Below are 19,751 nucleotides of genomic sequence, written 5' to 3'. Positions count from 1 at the left end.
CGGGGAGCCGATGCTCCCCGCCTGCCTCTGCGATTCTCCCGCCGGGGCTACTGCTCCAGCTTCATGGCCTTGCGCAGCGTCAGCGAGCCTCCGCTCTGCAGCACGGCCCGCCGGTAAATCTTGGCGGCGAAGTTCAGCAGGACGTAGGCCGCGGCCAGCGCGATGGCCAGCGAGGCGAAGGTCTGCCAGAGCGGCACCTCCGAGCTGAGCATCCGGATGGGCATGGCCACCGAGGAAATCACCGGCACAAACGAGGCGATGACCAGCAGCTGACCCTTGGCGAACATGCCGGCAAACAGGGCGGCGAAGATGAGGGCCATGACCGGAGTGGAGCTGCTGTTCAGGTCCTCCGAACGGCTGGCCATGGAGCCGAGCATCGCCCAGAAGGCGGCCAGGATCAGGAACCCGATCAGGAAGAAGACCAGGAACCAGCCCGAAATCGGAATGATGGATCCGACCATGTCCGCGGTACCGGTGAGGTTCAGCGCCAGGAGGGCCGCCCCGCCGTAGAGTGCCAGCTGCACCACGGCCAGGACGGTGTTGCCGATCACCTTGCCGTAGAGGAGCTGGCGGATGGGGATGGCGGTGGCGAGGATTTCCACCACCCGGTTCTGCTTCTCCTCCAGTACGGAGGTCGCGATCGCCAGACCGAAGATGATCGCGGCCATGTAGAAGAGGAAGCTGAACGCGAAGCCGACGGCGGCCGCGATTCCGGCCTGCTCGGCGTCGCCTTCCAGCAGCGCTTCTTCGAGCTCGCTGCCGGCGGTCAGCTCTGCTGCGGTGGTGCCGGCCGCAGCAGCGTTGGCACTGATGACGTAGCTGGTCAGGGCCTCGGAGACAGGTCCGCGGATCCCGGAACCGATTTCGTCCTTCCCGGTCAGGGTCCAGCTGCCGTCATCGTCCTGAATCAGGGCCGCGTCGGCTTCTTCATCGCGGACCAGCTGCAGGGCGGCTTCGGGGGAGTCTGCCGTTACGGCTTCGAAGGTGGTGTTCCCGTCTCCCGCCTGGCCGGCGGCATCGGCGGCAGTGATGATCTCCGTGGCAGCGGTATCTGCCACAGCCACCGTGTGGTCCGAACCGCGGGAGGACATATAGGCGTTGAACAGGATGCTGCCCACGATGAGCACCAGGGTCACCAGCGTGGAGAGCAGGTAGGTGCGGTCACGCATCTTGACCATGACTTCGCGCAGCGTCACGATTGCCCAGGCCGGCGTGGTATCCGGGGCGTCGCTGGCCTGCCCGGGTTTGGCTACGGGAGTGCGGGTTTCGGTGCTCATGCTGTCACCTCACGGTAGATGTCGCTCAGGGACGGGCGGATGGGGGCGAATTCCTGCACCGTGCCGCGGGAGAGGGCGGCGGCCAGGGTGCGCTGGGCGTGCGCGTCGTCGTCGAACTCCACGAGTGCGGAGGGGCCGGCGACGTCGATGACGGTGAGTCCGGTTTCCTCGCGCAGCCAGCCGGCGTCGGGGGAGACCGTGATGCGGTGGCGGCGGGGCGCCGTGGCACGCAGTTCGTCGCCGCTGCCGGCAGCCATGAGGCGCCCGCCCTGCAGGACCACCAGGTTGTCGCAGAGCCGGTCCACCAGGTCCAGCTGGTGGCTGGAGAACAGTACCGGGACACCGGCGGCGGTCCGTTCGCGCAGCAGCTCCACCATGGAGTCGACGGCGATGGGGTCCAGCCCGGAGAACGGCTCATCCAGGATCAGGGCGGTGGGCCGGTGCAGCAGCGAGGCGGCGATCTGCACGCGCTGCTGGTTGCCCAGGGAGAGCGATTCGAGCTTGTCCTTGCTCCGGTCCGCCAGACTAAACCGGTCCAGCAGCTCCATTGCCTCGCGCCGGGCCGAGGACTGGCTCATCCGGTGCAGCTGGCCGAGGTAGACCAGCTGGTCGATGATCGGCTGCTTGGGGTAGAGGCCGCGCTCTTCGGGCATGTATCCGAACTGTGCGCGCTGCGCGGCGGTTACGGGGGAACCGTCCAGCAGCACTTCGCCGGCCGTGGCGGTCAGGACGCCCATGATCATGCGCATGGTGGTGGTTTTGCCGGCGCCGTTCGCGCCGACGAAGCCGGTCATGCGGCCGGACGGAATGTCGAACGTGACGTCGTCGACGGCGGTTTTGTCCCCGAAGCGTCGGGTGAGATTGCGGACCTGCAGCATGTGCTGCTCCTTCCCCGGAAGAAGCCGGGCCTAGTGATGAACTTCTGCTTCGAGCTTAGGCAGAAGAGCAGCACGGCGGATCGGCCGCGGGATGGAACCTTTACGGGTCAGCCGGCGGCCGGCTTGTCCCCCGGGAGGATGAGGCCGGACTCATAGGCGAACACCACTGCCTGCACCCGGTCCCGGACCTGGATCTTGCCGAGCAGGTTGGAGACATGGGTCTTGACGGTCGCCTCCGCTACGAACATCCCCGCCGCGATCTCGGCGTTGCTCCGGCCTGCGGCAACGTTCACGAGCACTTCGCGCTCGCGGGAAGTCAGCGAGTCCAGCAGTTTCTGCTGCTGAGCGGACCCCGCCGGCGGACGGGTCCCGACGGCGGCGGCCGGGGCTGCGGATGGGTGAGCAGCCGCGCCGGCAGCCTCTGCGTGCAGCTGCCGGGCAAAGCGTTCGATGACCCGCACCGTCATTTCCGGTGCCAGCAGGGCGTGGCCGCCGGCGACGGCGTGGACCGCTGCCACCAGGTCGTCCGGGTCGGAGTTCTTCAGCAGGAAGCCGCTGGCACCGGCGCTGATGGCATCAAAAAGGTAGTCGTCGCGTTCAAAGGTGGTGAGGATGATGACCTTCGCGGTGCCGGCCCGCACCACCTGCTCGGTGGCCCGGATCCCGTCCAGGACCGGCATCTGCACGTCCATGAGGATGATGTCCACGGGGTGTGCCGCGGCGAAGTCCACGGCTTCGGCGCCGTTGGCGGCCTGGCCCATCACCTCGATTTCGTCCTCCACTGAGAGCATCATGGCAAAGCCCGCCCGCAGCAGGGCCTGGTCATCAGCCAGCAGGACCCGGATTGGTTCCATTACTTACGCTTCACCCTTTCGAAGGAGTTCTGCCGGCCGCAGCATGCGGCCTTCGGCAACCACGGTAGCGGTCAGTGCAGCGGAAACCGGACCCGGACGCGCCAGCCGCCGCCGGACCGCGGTCCGATTTCGGTGATGCCGCCGTGCAGGTCGGCCCGTTCCCGGATACCGCGGATGCCGAAGCCGGAGCCGGCGGTGCTGCCCGTGCGCGGCCTGCCGTTGTCCACGGTCTCCACCTCCACCCAGCTGTTGCCGGTCCCTGTTGTGCCCGTGCGGAGGGCGACGACGGCGGAGCCCGCGGTGGAGTGACGGCGGACGTTGGCGAGGGACTCCTGGACGGTGCGGTAAATCGAGAGGCCCAGCGGTGCGGGGACCCGGTCCAGCGCGCCGGGCACATGCTCGGACCGGTGATACGACACGGACAGGCCCAGCTGCTCGTGCTCTGCCACCAGTGCCGGGAGGTCCGCCATACCGGGCTCGGGGGTGCGCCGCGCACCGCCGTCGGACTCTGCCCCCGGTTCCTCGCCCGCGCGCAGTACGCCCAGCAGGGAACGCATCTGTTCCACTGCTTCGCGTGAGGAGGCTTCGATGGTCTGCAGGGCACCCGCGGTGGCCTCGGGTTTCTTCTCCAGCACCCGCCGGGCCGCGCCCGCCTGGACGCCGATCACCGCGATGTGGTGCGCGACGACGTCGTGCAGTTCCCGGGCGATGCGCAGCCGCTCATCCAGCACCGCCTGCCGCGCCAGTTCCGTCGCCTGGATTTCCAGCTGGGCGGACTGTTTGACCAGCAGCTCGCGCTGGTGCGCACTGCGCCAGGCGCTCATGCCGAACATGATGGCTCCGCCGAAGAAGGCGGCGTTGATGGCGAAGTTGTAGAGCGCCAGGGATGCCAGCGGCGGCAGCAAACCGCGGTAGGTGTCATCGCCCTCCATGATCCGTTCCAGCATGCCGTCGTAGGTGGAGGAGACGGTGAAGGAAAGGATGATCCACAATGCCATCACGGCAATGACCACGGTGGTGCCGAGCCAGAGCATCCTGCGGTCCTTCGCCCAGGCCACGGCGGTGTAGAGCGAGGCGAAATAGGCGGCCTGGAAGCTCGTCTGCGTGGCGACCATGGGCACCAGCAGCCCCAGTCCGAGGAACACGGCGCTGCAGGCCAGCATGACGGCCACCGGGTAACGGCGGCGCACCACCAAGGGCAGGATAATCAAAGCCAGCGCCAGGTGCTGGAACCAGATGGGCCCGGTTTCCCCGGCCAGGGCGCCGATTCCGCGGCTCACCTCCATAACGAGCGCGGAGACCAGCAACACGACCAGGGTTCCGACGACGTCGTGGCGCTGCTGGGCGCGGGTGGGCCCCGGGCGTTCCCAGTCCTCCCCGGTTCGCCAGGGGAGGCGGGCGAGCCAGCCGGGCCGGGTCCGTGCGTGCTGTTCCGATCCGGCGTCGGCCGTGTCGAAGGCCATGGTCTCGATCATGGTGCCCAGTCTAGGAGCCGCACCGCCGGCGGGGGCTCCGCCGCAGGGATGAACGACCGGGGGATGAGCAGCCCCCTCGCCAGGAGCGGCTCTTCCGCGGGGTCAGTGATGACCCCGCCAGCCGCCGTCGTCGGGCCGGAACCGGTGCGGTTGGGGCCGTGCCCGCTGTGCTGGGGCGAAAGGAGTGATTTACTGCGTAGGTAGCGGCAGCCCGAACGGCTGCCGGCCATCAGCGTAGATGACGGGACTCGAAGCATGTTTGTACAGGAAGCACAGGCGATCCTGCCTGAACTGGTGGCCCTGCGGCGGGAGCTGCACCGGGATCCGGAGACCGGAATCAACCTGCCCCGCACCCAGGAAAAGGTTCTCGCCGCCCTTGAGGGGCTGGACCTGGAAATCACCTTGGGTGTGAAGACCTCCTCCGTGGTCGCCGTGCTCCGCGGTGCCGAGCCCGGGCCCACCGTCCTGCTGCGCGGCGATATGGACGCGCTGCCGGTGAGTGAGCTGACCGATCTGGACTATGCCTCCACCAACGGCGCCATGCACGCCTGTGGCCATGACCTGCACGTCGCCGGCTTGGTCGGGGCCGCCCGCCTGCTCAGCGCCCAGCAGCAGGACCTCTCCGGCAACGTGATCTTTATGTTCCAGCCGGGGGAGGAGGGCCACGACGGTGCGAGCCTGATGATTGACGAGGGAGTGCTCGACGCCGCAGGGGAACGTCCCGTAGCCGCCTACGGCATCCACGTCCGGCCGGGCCCGCTGGGAGTCTTCCGCACCAAGCCCGGCACGCTGATGGCCGGCGCGAACGAACTGCGGATCACCGTGAAGGGATCCGGTGGGCACAGCTCGCAGCCGCAGACCGCCATCGATCCGGTACCCGCCCTCACCGAAATCGCCACGGCGCTGCAGACCATGGCCACCCGCCGGTTCTCCGCCTTCGACCCGATCGTGCTTACCGTGACCCAGCTTTCCGCAGGGGAAGCGATCAACGTCATTCCGGATACCGCGAGCCTCGGCGCCTCGGTCCGCACCCTTTCGGAGGAATCGCTGGACCGGGTGATCGTGGAATCCAAGGCGCTCGCCGAGGGCATCGCCGCCGCGCACGGCTGCAGCGCGGAGGTGGACTTCACCATCCGCTACCCCGTCACCTGCAACGATCCCGACCGAACCCGGGAAGCCGTCACCGGGCTGCGGCAGATCTTCGGCGAGGACCGGGTGTTGGAATCCCGCGATCCGCTGATGGGATCGGAGGACTTTTCGCTGGTGCTCAACGAGGTCCCCGGCACCTTCATCTTCCTCGGTGCAACGCCGCCGTCGGTCAATCCGGTCACCGCCGCCTGGAACCATTCCCCGCGGGTGGTCTTTGACGACTCGGTGCTGGGGGACCAGGCCGCCGCCCTGGCGCAGCTGGCCTACAACCGGCTCACCTAGGCGGCCGTTCCGCGCCCTGCTCCTGCGGGTACGGGATTCCCGGATCTGTTGAGCAGATAACGGGCTTATCGGTCCGCCATAACCCCATTAACTGCTCAGTTGATGAGTTGTGCAGGCTGGAGTCACCGCAGCGCCAGCACAGCATCCCACGGGGTGGTGCTGCTGTTGCCTCGTGGGACACCGTCTGCCACAACTGCACCACCTGGTGGGATCTTCTGTCCGCCGCCGGCCCCGACCGGCCCCGACCGGCCCCGACCGAAGCCCGTCCCGGCTCCGCTGCGGCACCAAAAGCCGCCGGTCCGGTACGGGCGCTAGGTTGGGCAACTGTCCACGAAGTCCTGCGGGCGCGGGGCAGGGGTGTTAGCGTCGGGACCATGTCCGCCCTGAAGAAGGTCCTTTCCCTTGCCGCCCGCCCCGCGCCGCCGACGTCGAAACCGCGCCGCATCGGCGCCGTCGGACTTGGGACGTTCCTGGCCTTCGCCGGGACCTCGCACCTGACCTTCGCCCGGCAGGAATTCCAGGCGCAGGTGCCGGACTGGGTCCCGCTGAACGAGGACGCCGTGGTGCTGCTCTCCGGCGTGGCCGAAATCAGCCTGGGCGCGGCCTTGATCCTGCTGCGGAAACGCCGCGTGCCGGTAGGCCTGGCCGCCGCTGCGTTCTTCATTGCGATCTTCCCGGGCAACATTTCCCAGTACGTCACCCACACGGACGCGTTCGGCCTGGATTCGGACCGGGCCCGCCTGGTGCGGTTGTTCTTCCAGCCGCCCCTGGTGCTGTGGGCACTCTGGTCCACCGGTGCGTGGAAGGCGCTGCGGGACGGGCTGAAGGGCTAGTAACGCCAGGTTTTTTCCCTGATGACCTTCTGATCAACCTCGACGACGATCAGCGGTTCAGCCGCGCCCATTTCCTGGAGCCGAACCCGGCGTCTTTCAGCCCGGGGCAGCTTCCGGAGGCGTTTGCGTCTGGCACGGCGCAGCTCTGTCTCCTGCGCCTCGCGCTCGAATTGGGCAGCTTCCCACTCCCGGTACCAGTGCGGCAGCAGCAGGGGGCGGAGGAATTTCGGCAGGAAGAACTGATGCATCATTGCGATGCTTATGCAGACCGCAAAAAACCCATGTATGGCTGCACGAGCTGCATCGGGGATCGCTGAGCCGTCCGAAGCCAGTGCGGGAATAATTGCCGTGAATGCCATTCCACCCCAGAAGAAAACGAAACCCAGCCGGGAATGCTTTGCCGTCGATTTAGCTGTGAAGGTCAGCCACGACTTCCAGCGGCCCCTGTAGGCACGAATACCCATAATCAGCATGACCGGTCCAACGGCTACAAAGGCGATGCCGCCGACGATGTACGCCAGCAAGTGCGATAGGTCCATGGACGGTGAGTCTAGGGGATGGACGCGGTGTGGTGTGGCCGGGATCGGCATGTGGGATTCGGCCGGCTCCCTAACCCCGTTATCTGTCTACCGGAGATCGCTGAGCCCCAATAGCTGTACCTCCGACGCCGGGTGGGGGGTATTGCGCATTAGGCTACTGGTCGGTACAGTGCAGAAACCGATAATGTCTGGTGTCTTTCGCAGGCAATGCTGCCCCTGTGCACAAGGAGATTCAATGAAGAATGCTCGCGCCCTCACAATCGCAGGCACCGCGCTCGCGGTCAGCCTGTTGACCCTTCCCGGATGCGCCGCATCCGAGGAAGCGGCTGCCGAGCCCGCCGGTTCCGCCGGCGCTGAGTCGAAGGGAGAGATTGCTTTCTTCACTCCGTCCTCCCAGATCGACGTCGTCGCGGCGCTAGCCGACGGCGTGGTCGAGTACTTCGAGGGTGAGGGGTACACCGTCACCATCCAGGACGCGGGCTTCGACGCGGTGAAGCAGGCCCAGCAGATCCAGCAGGCAATTGACACGCGCAGCATCGTGGGGGCGTGGATCATGCCCGTGGCGCCTGAGACCGCCGCTCAGAGCCTCGCGGCGCTGCAGGCGGCGAAGATTCCCGTGGTTGTGGAGGGTCCGCCCATGTCGGTCGGATTGGAGGGACCTCAGCCGGGAATTGCGTTCGACGAGCCGGACTTCATGAAGTACGGGACGATGATCGGCGACACCGCAGCGAAGTGCGCCGTTGACGGCGAAGGGCGCGAGGCGCTGTTCCTGATGCCGCCTGATGCCGCCGGCGGCACAGAGCAGGTCATCGGTGCCATCGAGAATTCCTTTGCGGCCGGAGCCCCGGACGTCCCCATCGTCGCGACCGGCGAGGCTGCGGACATTTCGAGTGCACAGACCACCGTCTCGCAGCTCCTCATCGCCAACCCCGATGCGAACGTCATCATTGCGGCGAGCGACGAGACCGCGCTCGGTGCGGCGGGTGCCTTCAAGGCTGCCAACAAGACTCCGGCCTGCATCGTGGCCGGCGGCGGCGGTGACGGGGCCGTGGCCGCGCAGGAGGCCGGAGACATCACGGCTGTCGTCAGCTGGGACTACTCCAGCGCCGTTGACGAGGCCGGAGCAGACCTCATTCGCCTGATCTCTGACCCCACATCCCAGGGCGGGATCATCGAGACTCCGGTTAAGGCTACGGGCGGTAACTGAATATGGCGCTGGTTACCCGGGCCGACACGGTGAGTCAGCTCTCACCGAACAACGCCCTGCCGTGGAAGATCCGGGGGCTGCTCCTGATTCGTGACCAGGGTCTCCTGGCACTCTTCCTCGCGATCATCGCCGTCTTCGCGTTCTGGGGGGCACCGTACTTCCTCACCCTGCCCACCGCCATCTCGGTACTGAACGCGGCAGCGATCGCGAGCATCTTCGCCGCGGGTGTCGCTGTGGGGATCATGACGGGAGTGCTGGACCTCTCGGTGCCTGGCACAGCTGCACTGGCCGGGGTCGTCACCGGGCGCCTCCTTCAGGAAGGGCTGCCGGTGGGGGCGGCGATCATGTGCGGCTTGCTGGTGGGACTCGTCGTGGGTCTTGTCAACGCCGCGGTCGTACTCCGGGGGTTCAATCCCCTGATCGTCACCATCGCCATGCTCAGTGTGCTCAGTGGTGCCTCGCTCCTGATCGCCGGCAGTTACAACATCTCGGGGCTCACCCAGCTGGTGTTCATGGGAACGCGGACATACTTCGGCATTCCCGCACCGGTGTACATCGCGGTGGTCCTCTTCATTATCCTCACTGTGTTCCTCAAGTTCACCCGCGGGGGGACACGTCTGCTGGCCGTCGGCGGCAGCGCCGAGGCCGCCCGCCGCGTCGGCATCGCGGTTAACTGGTACCGCATCCTCGGCTTCGCGATCTCGGGTCTGTGCGCAGCCCTCGGAGGAATCGTGACAGCGGCCTACATCACGACCGCGGTCCCGAGCGCCAGCGTGGGCACCGTCTTCACCGCAATGACAGCTGTTGCGCTTGCCGGTGTGCCGTTCGTCGGCGGGCGGGGGAGCCTCCCCAGGGTCGGTCTCGGCGTGATTGTGGTAGCGACGATATCTGCCGGACTGTTGCTGGCGAAGGTGCCGGCGGACTGGTCTTCGGTGGTGACGGGCGTGCTGCTGGTCGGCGGTCTCGGCCTCAACATGTGGACGACAAACACAACGTCAAAGCTCCTTCTCGCCAGTGGCGACGACGGCGCGAAAAGAGGAACACGATGAGTGACGCCGCATTGGAACTGAAGGACATCTCGGTCCACTACGGATATGCCCGCGCCCTGGAGGGAGTGTCCCTGACCGTCCATTCAGGTGAGGTAGTCGCGCTGTTGGGCGACAACGGTGCCGGCAAGTCGACGCTGCTGAAAGTCATGTCGGGTGCGCACAGCCCCAGTTCGGGGCAGATCCTCGTGCACGGGCGCCCGGTGGATTTCAAGTCGCCGAGGGATGCTTCCGGTGCCGGTGTCCAGATGGTGTATCAGGACCTCGCACTGGTGGAGGCGATGGATATCGCCGGGAACCTCACCCTGGGCCGGGAGCAACTCATGCGTGGGCCTCTCGGGTGGCTCGGGTTCCTCGACCACAAGGCGATGCGGCGTGAATCGGAGCGCGAACTCGACGAGTTGGGCATCCGGACGGCGCCGGTGACCCGCCCCGTCGAGATGCTGTCCGGTGGGCAGCGCCAGGTCATCGCCATTGCTCGGGCAAGCGCGCGCTTGCCCGAGCAGGGCATCCTCCTCATGGATGAGCCGACGGCTGCGCTCGGACACGAGCAGACCGAACTCGTCGAGGAGCTCATCAAGACCCTCGCTGCGCGCGGCACCTCGATTGTCGTAGTCACCCACAACCTTCCACTCGCCTTCGCCGTGTCCGACCGCACCGTCGTCCTCAACCGCGGGCGCAAGGTGGCAGACACCGCGACGGGGTCAGTCGACAAGGAAAGCGTCATCGGCTGGATCACGGGCGCCTCCGTCCAAGAGGGTGTCCTGGAGTCCTGAGCTGAACGCAGAGCGGAAGCTGGGCAGACGTGCTTCCGCTCCACGGCTGTAGCCCTGAAAGCGCGGTCCCGGGTGGAATGAAAGCTCCACCCGGGACCGTCAGCGTTTACCGTGCCGGTTACTTCTGCGCACCCTTGTCCTGCAGCCCACCGGCGAACATCTTGAACGGGGGCTGTCCGAGGAGCCGGCGACCACTAATCTCCGCAAGGGATTCGAGACGCATTGCACCGTGGGAGAGTATGACGCCCGAGTCGCGCGAGTAACGCTGGAGGGGGTTGGACAGTGCCATGCCTGACGACCCCAGGATGCGCAGGAGGAGGTCGATCGCGTCCTTCGCCAGCTGGCCGGCGAAGGCGAGGTCAGTGCAGCCCTGCGCTTCCTCGTCGCCGGTGTAGTCTTCGCCGCGAACCGCGAGATGGTCGATCTCGTCCGCATACTGGAGCACGGTCGCGCCCGCAACGCCGAGAAGCGCCTTTGCCTTACCGGCTGCGACCTGGCTCGATGCCATTTCGGCAATCGTGTCGTAGGGCGGGCTGAACGGCTTCCGTTTTTGCGCGAGCTCCTGGAACACCTCCAGGGCGCCCTCGGCCATGCCGACCAGGGCGGCCATGTTCAATACCGTTGCGGTCATCATGGATGCCCGTGTCTTCGCCTGGTAGGCAAGACCCGTGAACCGTTCCGCTGCACTGTCCAGGTGCATCGGGAGCTCTGACATATCGATGAAGCGGTGGTCGGGCACAAACATCGGCTTGGTTGTGGTGATGGAGTTGGAGTCGGACGCCATCATGCCGGCCACGTGCCAGTCATCAACCGGTTCGATGTCGGCCGGGTCCATCATGAACAATGCATGGCCGCTGCGGTTTCCGTCCGTCCATGCGGCACCGCCGAAAAGCCAGGCGGCGTCGTGATTACCCGATACGTAGGTCCACTTACCCTCAACGTTCCATCCCCCTTCCACTCTGACCGCCTTGCCCGTCACGGCAGCGAACGTCGAACCCCCGGCGGCCAGCGGGCCGACATGGCCCTGCTGCCGGCTGTAGAGTTCGTCTACCAAGGGCTTGGGGAAGGTGCTGACCATACGGAGGCTGGTGCCGACGAAGAAGGTCCAGTTTGCCGCGGCGTCGCCTCGTCCCAGTGCCCGCGCAATCTCAGCGATGTCGCGGGCACCCAGAGCGGAGCCGCCGTACTCGATGGGGGCACAGGCGCGGTAGAGGCCAAGCTCGGTGAAGGCCTCGACAATCTCCGGGCTGAGTCGGCCGCGGCGCTCGGCCTCGGGGGCGAGCTCCCGAATGCGGTTCTGGAGGGCGCGCACTCCGGCTGCGAGCCGCTTCCCCTCCGCGCTGAGGTACCTGGATGCCGGTGCATCCAGAGGGGTCGACCGCTCAGGGGGAGGCCCCGGGGGGAGGCCCGGACTCAGCTCGTCAGGTGGCTGGGGAATCGTGTCAGTCATGTCATCTCCGTCTGTGTGGCTGGGGTGTACTGTACGGATCAGTGCGCAAGTTGTCCATGCATGTCTTTCCGTACTGGTCGGTGCAGAGCATAGGATGGCGATGAGCGGCAACCCGCAGGTGTGCGGGTTGAGTCGGAGCGTATACAGAGGAGAGCCGAATGCCACGGGCCAAACGAAGCGGCGGGCGCAGCAAGCGCGACGCGGTGCTCGATGCAGCCGTTGAACTGTTGCTGCTCAACGGGTATGACGGCACATCCATGGACGCGGTGGCGGCTCAGGCAGGAGTGTCCAAGACGACGGTCTACGCGCACTTCGCGGACAAGCTCGAGCTCTTCAAAGCTGTTCTGCAGCATGGAAGCATGGAGCTCGGGCAGCGGTTGCGCGAGCTTCGGCAGCGCGACGGATCAGGCGAGGGGTCCGCTGAGGATCGGCTGGTTGGCGCCCTGGTCGCGGCGACCAGGGCCGGCACTGGCGCACAGGCAATCGCGTACTTCCGCGTGATGATCGCTGAGCACAACCGGCGCCGTGAGATCCAGGCTGCGTTCAACACCATCCCGATGCCTGACGTCTCGGACATCATCAGCATCATCGCGCAGCTGCTCGTTGACTATGGCTCCGAGCACAACTTCGAAGTTGATCGGCCGGAGGCGCACGCCTCAATGCTCCTGCGGATGACGGTGTCCGGCATCGAGTTCGATGCACTGATCTCAGACTTCGACGTCTCCGACGAGCTGCTCGAAGCCCATGTCGAATACATTGTGCGTGTCTTCCTGCGCGGGCTGCGTCCGATTGCGGGGGAACAGGACTTGGTGCTGAAACCCGGCTACGACTATCCGTGGGGACCGGCGCTGGGCTAAGAGTGACGGGAGAGAGGTTGTGACGGTGAGTGATCCCGCTGAACGGCCTCGGCACAGCCGACTCTCACCGCACCGTGAGGCGGAGATCCTCGCCGAGACCCTTGGCCTCCTCGAGGAGGTCGGTTATGAAGGCCTAGCCATGCCCGCCGTGGCGAAACGCTCCAAATGCAGCACGGCGACGATCTATCGCCAGTGGCACGGCAAGCCGGGCCTGGTGATGGCCGCCCTCCGTTCACACTCCCAACTGGAGGAGCCGGTCGATGTGGATACCGGCACGTTACGCGGCGATCTGCTCGCCGTCATGGAGCAGATCGCCCATGTGGCTGAGTCCGAAATGACGCTCCTCGCGGCCCTCGCCCACGCGTCGATGCGCGATGAGGCACTCGCGGAGACGATGCGTGAGCAGATCTCGGCTCCTGCGGGTTCCCCGCTCGACCGCGCCATCGACCGCGCCGTCGAGCGTCGGGAGATCTCCGTCGATGCGACCGTTCGGCGGTACTGCCATCATGCGTTCTTATCCATGCCGCTCGCCAAACATCTGGCGGAGGGGACATTTCCGGACCGCGAGTATTTGGCCGGCTTCGTCGACACGATTCTGATCCCGGTGCTCTCGCACCGCTGACACTTCACGCTCCCGCCCCGACGTCGCCCATGCGCTCCACATCGCTCCGACGCCAACCCCTCCCCGAACACGGTCGTCGGCGGCAAAACCAGCCGGAGCCGACCGGCCAACCCCCTCATCTCCTGCGCCGGGAGCAGGCTGCGAACGTGACGGGGGGTTGCGCTCCCTGTGGCGTGGCAGTAGCGTGACCCTCGAACTGATCGAAACGATGGCGTTTCGATGCGGTGTCTGCCCCTGACGCGACGCCGACAGCTGCAGAGAGGATCCGCACCATGGCTGGATTTACCGTCATCAATGGAATCGCAGAGATCAGTGATCCCGCGATTTATCAGAACTGGCTCGACAATGAGGAGTTCAAGGCAGCGGTCGCTGCCGATTCTTCGCCGGAACGCACCGCCGTCAAGCGCCTGCTTATCGACTTCGAAGCAGACATGGCCCGTATTGTCCGCGACGACAAGGTGCAGGAACAGGTCGTCGAGGTCATGACCAGATACGCCGCGGAAGACTACGTCCAGCACGACCCGAACGCGGCCGGTAACGGCCTCGAGAAGCTCATTGAACACTTCCGGCATGTGCCGGTCGTTGGTGAGATCCCGCCGCCGGTGGTGGGCGTCATCCTCGATGGCGAGGTTGCCTGCCTCATGATGCGAAAAGTCGTCCCCGATCCCGTCATTCCGGAGGCCTCCTACGACTGGAACATCCTCACCGTTTTTCGGGTGCACAACGGCAAGCTTGCCGAGCATTGGAGCACTTTCCGCAAAGCGGTCCCCGGCCAGGATCCGCTGGGGGACTGACCGATGCCCAAACTGCAGGTCATTGTCGGCAGCACTCGCCCCGGCCGCCTCGCCGGACCCATAGCAAAGTGGGCCTTTGAGCGAGCGGTGGCGGATGGGAGATTCGAGGTAGAGCTCGTCGACATCGCGGAGTATGAACTGCCCGTCCTCGACGAACGCCACCACCCTGTCCTGGGACGCTACGAGCATGGGCACACGCAGCGGTGGGCCGCGAAAATCAGGGAAGCGGACGCGTTCATCTTCGTTTCACCGGAGTACAACTACGGGCCGTCGGCCGCCCTGCTGAATGCCTTCGACTACCTCGGGCGCGAGTGGACGTATGCTCCCGTCGCCTTCGTCAGCTACGGCGGCATCGCGGGAGGTCTCCGCGCAGTACAGGTCATGAAACAGATCGTCACGACTGTTCGCATGATGCCGCTGCCGGACGGCGTCGTACTGCCGCTTGTTATGCAGAACTTTGAGGAAGGCGACTTCGTGCCGCCGCCTTCCGCCCAGGGTGCCGTCGCACCGATGCTGACGGAACTGCTGCGGTGGACGCATGCGCTGGGGCCGCTCCGTGCCGAAGGCCCGCCGCCCCCGACGCTGCCGTCGGGTCCGGTCGCACCCCGCCCCTGATCACGGAAGCCTCAAAGAAGAGATTGGATCCCTCGATGACAACATCACGCACAATGCCGCCGGCAGGTATCCCCAACGGAGAGCCGATCCTGCCGGACGGGCCTTCCGCCACCAGGGCGAAGTTCCCCGAGTCGCCGTACCTGAGTGATGAGGGCCGCCGAATGCGGGACGAGATTGTCCGGCTCCTCCCGTTGCTGCGCCAACAGGCCGCCGAGGGGGAAGCACTCGGCGCACTGACTCCTGCCACCCTGGAGGCGGTGAATCGGGTCGGTGCCTTCAAAATCACGATCCCCACAGAGTTGGGCGGCTACGCACTCGGGGCCCGCGACACTGCGGAGGTCGTGCGGACACTCGGCCAGGGCGATGCGGCAGCCGCCTGGCTGGTAATCGTCTCGAGCGCAACCCGGAACATCCTTGGATTCGATGCGAAGGTCCGCGACGAAGTACTTGCGGAAATCGACGAATGGGTCGGTCCGCTCGTGTTCGGCGCGACCGTCTTCGCTCCGAAGGTCGGCGACGGCCGCAAGGTGGCCGGCGGCTACCAGGTGAAGGGCAAATGGTCGTTCGGCAGCGGCAGCAAGCACGCTGCCTGGGGCTCCGTTGGTTTCGAGTATGACGACCCGGCAAGCGGCGAGCGGCGACGCGCAATGGGTGTCCTGTCCAGGGACCAGTACACGATCGTCGACGACTGGCATGTCATGGGGCTTCAGGCAACGAACTCGAACAGCATCCGGGCGGACGAGGAGATCTTCGTCCCCGACTACCGCGTCGTCCACACCGCTGACCTTCCGCGTCTGAGCGATTCACTTCGCGGCGCCTACTCGGGGTTGGGCTTCAAGCACGGAGCGTTCGGGATGATGATCGGCAGCAGCGGCGCGTTCGCCGCCTTGGCCATCGGGATCGCACAGGGGGCACTGGACTCGTTCCTGGCGCAGGCCGCGAAGCGTCCGCCGTTCAATCTGCCCTACCCGACAATGGCGGAAATGGCCTCGATCCAGATGGTCGCAGGCAAAGCGCGTGCGGCCATCAACGCGGCGGACGCCGTTCTCGCCCGGCACATGGACGAGGCGGATCGGCGGGCGCTCGCAGGTGAGGACTATCTCCCGTCTGAAGAACCCGAAATCACCATGGATCTCGTCCACCTGATCCACCAGTGCCTCCACACAGTGGACGGGCTCCTCCTCGCTCTGGGATCGTCGGCGGTTTCCCTCTCCAATCCGATCCAGCGCGCGGTCCGGGACATCCACGTCCTGGCCACGCATGGGGCGTTCCGGATCGATCCGATGGCTGAGATCAATGGCCGGGCGATGTTCGGTCTTGCACCTTTTCCGATGATGGCGGCGATAAGTTCGCCCGTCACTGCGCCCAAGGGCGGGCGTCCTCCGGCAGTACCCCCGCGCCCCTAAGTCGTGTCCCGGGGGTTCACCCTCGTGCCCCAGCAGGTGAAAGCGCAGGCGTCAAGGTCGACGCCGGCGACAACCGACCACAAGGAGTCCCGATGCAGAAAGATCATCCAGTTGTGCCGGCGTCGAGCGTTCCGCAGCCCGTGCCCCTGCTCGACAACGCAGCGAAAATCAGCTTTCGACAATACGCCGTCGACTTCCTGAAGGCCCCGGGTCGGGCCAAGGCGGCGCTGATCGGCAGTCTTCTGCTGGTCGCCGTGAGTCCTGCAGCCCTGGCTGCGATGACCCCCTTTATTGTTCCGGCCTACGCGATGAGCACAGGTACACGGCCGCAGGACGCGATACTTCTGTTCGTCAGCATTCCGCTGCTCGTCGGACCATTGTTCCTTCCCTTCCTCGGACGCTGGGTCGACCGCCACGGCGCCCGGACGGTCGCTTTGCCGTCCATCATTCTCTATGCGGTTTTTATGGCCTTGGTTCCGGTCGCCGGCACCACCACATGGCTGCTCGGTGTGCTTCTTACCCTCACGGCAATCTGTGGCTTCAGCGCGAGCCTGGGGGTGGTGTTCAAAGTCATCTCCGGGTGGTTCCCGGCGCATCGTGGTATTGGTTTCGGCCTCGTCGGCGTGATGTCCGGCGTGATCGCAGCGATCTCATCTCCTCTGTTCCAGTGGCTTATTAATGGGAACGCCGCGCCCCAGACAGGTGGGGTGCCCCCGGCAGGCGAGCCGCCGGCGGGAGCCGAGCCGCCGGCGGGAGCCGAGCCGCCGGCGGGAGCCGAGCCGCCGGCGGGAGCCGAGCCGCCGGCGGGAGCCGAGCCCCCCGCAGACTCCGGAAGCGGTGGTCTGGTTCCGCCTGGTGACACGGGCGGTGCGCCTATGCCTAGCGTCGACGCCGGGGTCTTCGCGGGGCTTGGCTGGGACGGCACCTACCTCGTTACCGCCATCGCGGTCGCCGTCATCGGAATCCCCACCGTGCTCTGGCTCATCTCCGAGCCCAAGGTCACTGCGCACGTTTCTCTGCCCAAGGCAGTCGACGCTTCTCTTCCCGGGGTGCCGTTCCGGAAGGCGATTCTGACACGACCGTGGATTCTACTCATCCTCTTCCTCGTCCTCGCTGGGACCGGGCCGATCGCGATGCGTCAGAACGCAGTGGATTTCTTCGGCCAGTCCGGTGTCAATCCCGCCGCCGTCTCGGTCTCGCTTTCGGTACTCGCCAGCACGTCAATCATTGGACTGCTTGCCGGGGGTACCACTCTTGACCGCACACGCCGCCCGTGGGTCGTGGCGCTGCTTCTCCTCGGCGCACCGCTGGGTCTCCTGCTCGCACTCGGTAACGGTGGTTCCCTGGTGCTCGTCTATCTCTCTATGGGACTGCTCGGCATCATCGCGGGCGTGGAGTCGGCCCTGGGTCCGGCGCTGATCGCCAAGTATTTCGGGATGAAGTCCTTCGCAGCACTCCAAGGCATGACGCTCGCGGTTACGGGTGTTGCGCTTGCGGCGTCCCCGTACCTCTTCAGTGCGCTTCAGGCAGCTACGGGAAGCTACGCCGCGCCGATGCTCGTACTCGTTGTGCTGGGCGTCATCGCGGTAGCGTGCGCCGCCCTTCTGCCGAAGTTCCCCGCCCCGTGGACGGGACCTGCCGTTCATAACGAGGAAGCGCTGGTCGAGCCCCGACCTACTGACTGAGTCCCCGTTACGTCACCCGCCTGGCGGACACCCGCCGGCATTCGTGACGCGAGCAGCCATCTCACCACTCTCTCTATCACCCACGTCCCATCACCAAGAAAAGGTTCCCCGTTATGTCCCCTCTGCTTACCGCCCCCCTCCCTGCCGAACTCCTGTCGAATGCCGAAGCACTGGTGCCCCTGCTGAGGGAGCGTGCGGCCCAGACCGAGGAGCTTCGCCGCCTCCCGGACGAAACGATCTCCGACTTCGAAAGGGCAGGCCTATTCAGCGCGATGCTCCCAGCCACGCTGGGCGGCTCCCAGATCGACCTCATCGAGTACGTGGACATCGTCCGGACCCTGTCCCGGGGCGACGCGTCAGCCGGATGGGTCGGCGCGTTCCTCATGGCCCACAATCTCCTGCTCGCTCGTTATGGGGCACAGGCGCAGGCCGACTTCTTCCAGGGCGGCACGTACGCGCTGGCAGCGGCGGCGGCCACCCCTCCCGGAACGGCGGTGACGACCGAGGGCGGCTACCTGGTCAGCGGTCGCTGGCGCTTCGCCTCCGCTGTGATGCACGCCCAATGGGTGATGGTCAGCGCCGTTTCTCCAACCGGGCCGCTCTCGGTGGCGGTGCCCATCGAGGACGTGACGGTGATCGACACGTGGCAGGTCCCCGGTATGAAGGGCACCGGGAGCAACGATGTAGAGGCAAAGGACGTCTTCGTTCCCGCGCACCGAACGATTGAGTTCGCGTTGTTCTCCGCAGACTCGGAACGGGCTGCTGCGCTGCACCCCGGTTACCCGCTCGCTGCGTACCCCGTCAACCGCATTCTGCCTGTCATCCAGGCTGCAGTGGCGCTCGGCACCGCGGATGCGGCCCTGGAGCTGTTCCGTGGAAATGCCGGTAAGCGTGTCCGCATGCAGACCGGGCAGCGAATCGTGGATGAGCCGCTGGTGCGGTCGGCATACGCCCACGCGTGGGACCTGCTGCACGTCGCGGAGCTGCAGATGAGGGACGCACTCGAAATGACGGCCGCCATCTACGGGCCTGAGCGCTCGCAGGAGGCAAGCCTTGAGAATCGCGCCGTGATCAACCTGGGTCTCACCGGGGCGGGCACCAAGGCATTTGCTGCAGTGGACCTGGTGGTGCGCTCGTCGGGGGCCTCTATCTTCCGCACGGGTGACCCGCTGGAGCGCATCTGCAGGGATGTGCAGGTCATCCGCAATCATGCGTCCGCAGATTTCATGACCATGAGCGCTGTTGCCGGCGGTGTCCTCCTCGGGCAGGATCTCGGCGACTTCCCCGAGCCCCTCTTTTAATCGACGTCGCCCCTCCATCCCCTCCGTTACGAAAGGGCATCATGTCCGAACTCGCAGATATCACCCGCCGACTGGAGCGCCTCGAAGCTGTTCATGAAATCGAAAACCTCATGGGGCGCTATGCGTTCTACCACTCGGCCTATCGGGATGACCTGATTCCACCGCTGTTCGCGGACCGGGAGGACCTGGTTGTGGAGATGCCGTTCGGTACGTTCACCGGGCCGGACGCCGCCCGGAGAGCGTGGGCGCCGCCACCGATGAAGGCGCCCTCGCGCGATCTGACCGGTGAGTACGTTGAGCACCTGCTCACGACTCCGGTGGTGGAAGTTGCCCAGGACGGGCGCACCGCTTCGGCGGCATGGATCTCACCGGGCGCCGAGGCGCATCACCTCGGCTGGGTTGAAGGCAACCCGCTTCGGGCGCTTTGGTACTGGGGACGGTACTCGGCGGATTTCGTCCGTGAAGACGATGCCTGGCGGCTCTGGCACTTCCGGCTCTCGGCCACCTTCATCACAGACTACAGCGCCAGCTTCACGGATGCCGCTGCGCAGCTGATCCCGCCTCTGCCGCCTTACGACGAGAACGGACCAGATGCTCCGCCCCGCGGTCAGGTGCCCTACTCGCCGGTCTGGGACCCCCGTGAGCTCCCGCTCGCCCCGGAGCCGTACGACACGTTCCCCGGGCCGCCGGAATAAACCCATTGCA

Annotated in this window: 19 protein-coding genes; 13 read left to right on the top strand and 6 right to left on the bottom strand. The window is 66.0% G+C overall.

The window, feature by feature from the left end; all coding sequences use genetic code 11:
• Positions 1-47: 47 nt before the first annotated feature.
• The 4 genes from LOC56_RS03825 to LOC56_RS03810 form a co-directional block, all read right to left on the bottom strand.
• On the bottom strand, positions 48-1,277 hold the full coding sequence (locus tag LOC56_RS03825; RefSeq protein ID WP_229950643.1) for an ABC transporter permease: 1,230 nt from the start codon (positions 1,275-1,277) through the stop codon (positions 48-50).
• On the bottom strand, positions 1,274-2,155 hold the full coding sequence (locus tag LOC56_RS03820) for an ABC transporter ATP-binding protein (protein WP_229950641.1): 882 nt from the start codon (positions 2,153-2,155) through the stop codon (positions 1,274-1,276). The genes LOC56_RS03825 and LOC56_RS03820 overlap by 4 nt, the downstream gene beginning before the upstream one ends.
• A 107-nt stretch (positions 2,156-2,262) precedes the next feature.
• The gene (locus LOC56_RS03815) at positions 2,263-3,009 is read right to left on the bottom strand and encodes a response regulator transcription factor (RefSeq protein WP_229950638.1); all 747 of its coding nucleotides are present in this window, start codon (positions 3,007-3,009) and stop codon (positions 2,263-2,265) included.
• A gap of 71 nt (positions 3,010-3,080) precedes the next feature.
• Entirely contained in the window at positions 3,081-4,484 is a 1,404-nt protein-coding gene (locus LOC56_RS03810; RefSeq protein ID WP_229950636.1) for a sensor histidine kinase, read from the bottom strand.
• A gap of 255 nt (positions 4,485-4,739) precedes the next feature.
• Here LOC56_RS03810 and LOC56_RS03805 point away from each other — a divergent pair, with 255 nt between their 5' ends.
• Entirely contained in the window at positions 4,740-5,915 is a 1,176-nt protein-coding gene (locus LOC56_RS03805; RefSeq protein WP_229950635.1) for a M20 metallopeptidase family protein, read from the top strand.
• Positions 5,916-6,289: 374 nt separating this feature from the next.
• Positions 6,290-6,748 carry a DoxX family protein gene (locus LOC56_RS03800; RefSeq protein WP_229950633.1) on the top strand — a complete coding sequence of 153 codons (459 nt, stop codon included), beginning with the start codon at positions 6,290-6,292 and terminating at the stop codon, positions 6,746-6,748.
• On the opposite strand, the gene LOC56_RS03795 is transcribed toward LOC56_RS03800, so the two are convergent.
• Complete coding sequence (locus tag LOC56_RS03795) at positions 6,745-7,287, bottom strand: hypothetical protein (RefSeq protein ID WP_229950631.1); 543 nt, start codon at positions 7,285-7,287, stop codon at positions 6,745-6,747. The two genes, LOC56_RS03800 and LOC56_RS03795, sit on opposite strands and share 4 nt — an antisense overlap.
• A 235-nt stretch (positions 7,288-7,522) precedes the next feature.
• Between LOC56_RS03795 and LOC56_RS03790 the strand changes: the two genes are divergently transcribed.
• The 3 genes from LOC56_RS03790 to LOC56_RS03780 are packed head-to-tail and all read left to right on the top strand — an operon-like array spanning position 7,523 to position 10,316.
• Positions 7,523-8,494: a substrate-binding domain-containing protein gene (locus LOC56_RS03790; RefSeq protein ID WP_229950629.1), complete on the top strand. Its 972-nt coding sequence runs from the start codon at positions 7,523-7,525 to the stop codon at positions 8,492-8,494.
• A 29-nt stretch (positions 8,495-8,523) separates the two neighbouring features.
• A complete protein-coding gene (locus LOC56_RS03785) occupies positions 8,524-9,543 on the top strand; it encodes an ABC transporter permease (RefSeq protein WP_229950627.1) in 1,020 nt (339 codons plus the stop codon).
• The gene (locus tag LOC56_RS03780) at positions 9,540-10,316 is read left to right on the top strand and encodes an ATP-binding cassette domain-containing protein (RefSeq protein ID WP_229950625.1); all 777 of its coding nucleotides are present in this window, start codon (positions 9,540-9,542) and stop codon (positions 10,314-10,316) included. Before LOC56_RS03785 ends, LOC56_RS03780 begins: the two co-directional genes overlap by 4 nt.
• Before the next feature lie 118 nt (positions 10,317-10,434).
• Here the strand turns inward: LOC56_RS03780 and LOC56_RS03775 are convergent, their stop codons facing one another.
• Complete coding sequence (locus LOC56_RS03775) at positions 10,435-11,766, bottom strand: acyl-CoA dehydrogenase family protein (RefSeq protein ID WP_229950621.1); 1,332 nt, start codon at positions 11,764-11,766, stop codon at positions 10,435-10,437.
• A gap of 158 nt (positions 11,767-11,924) precedes the next feature.
• Here LOC56_RS03775 and LOC56_RS03770 point away from each other — a divergent pair, with 158 nt between their 5' ends.
• The 8 genes from LOC56_RS03770 (at position 11,925) to LOC56_RS03735 (ending at position 19,741) form a co-directional block, all read left to right on the top strand.
• Positions 11,925-12,623, top strand: coding sequence for a TetR/AcrR family transcriptional regulator (locus tag LOC56_RS03770; RefSeq protein WP_229950620.1), 699 nt, complete (start codon positions 11,925-11,927; stop codon positions 12,621-12,623).
• 25 nt (positions 12,624-12,648) lie between these two features.
• The gene (locus LOC56_RS03765) at positions 12,649-13,245 is read left to right on the top strand and encodes a TetR/AcrR family transcriptional regulator (RefSeq protein WP_229950618.1); all 597 of its coding nucleotides are present in this window, start codon (positions 12,649-12,651) and stop codon (positions 13,243-13,245) included.
• Positions 13,246-13,517: 272 nt separating this feature from the next.
• Complete coding sequence (locus tag LOC56_RS03760; protein WP_229950617.1) at positions 13,518-14,039, top strand: nuclear transport factor 2 family protein; 522 nt, start codon at positions 13,518-13,520, stop codon at positions 14,037-14,039.
• A 3-nt stretch (positions 14,040-14,042) separates the two neighbouring features.
• Positions 14,043-14,654, top strand: coding sequence for an NADPH-dependent FMN reductase (locus tag LOC56_RS03755; protein ID WP_229950615.1), 612 nt, complete (start codon positions 14,043-14,045; stop codon positions 14,652-14,654).
• Positions 14,655-14,689: 35 nt separating this feature from the next.
• Positions 14,690-16,060, top strand: coding sequence for a hypothetical protein (locus LOC56_RS03750; protein WP_229950613.1), 1,371 nt, complete (start codon positions 14,690-14,692; stop codon positions 16,058-16,060).
• Positions 16,061-16,152: 92 nt separating this feature from the next.
• A complete protein-coding gene (locus LOC56_RS03745) occupies positions 16,153-17,745 on the top strand; it encodes an MFS transporter (RefSeq protein WP_229950611.1) in 1,593 nt (530 codons plus the stop codon).
• A 113-nt stretch (positions 17,746-17,858) separates the two neighbouring features.
• The gene (locus tag LOC56_RS03740) at positions 17,859-19,046 is read left to right on the top strand and encodes an acyl-CoA dehydrogenase family protein (protein ID WP_229950609.1); all 1,188 of its coding nucleotides are present in this window, start codon (positions 17,859-17,861) and stop codon (positions 19,044-19,046) included.
• A 41-nt stretch (positions 19,047-19,087) separates the two neighbouring features.
• Positions 19,088-19,741, top strand: coding sequence for a nuclear transport factor 2 family protein (locus LOC56_RS03735; RefSeq protein ID WP_229950607.1), 654 nt, complete (start codon positions 19,088-19,090; stop codon positions 19,739-19,741).
• Positions 19,742-19,751: the final 10 nt, after the last annotated feature.

Origin of the sequence: Arthrobacter sp. zg-Y179, from assembly GCF_020907345.1 — a bacterium.
In the GTDB taxonomy this organism is placed as follows: Bacteria; Actinomycetota; Actinomycetes; order Actinomycetales; family Micrococcaceae; genus Arthrobacter_B; species Arthrobacter_B jinronghuae.
The sequence above is the reverse complement of the archived record's forward strand: the minus strand, read 5'-3'. Positions and strand labels throughout refer to the sequence as shown.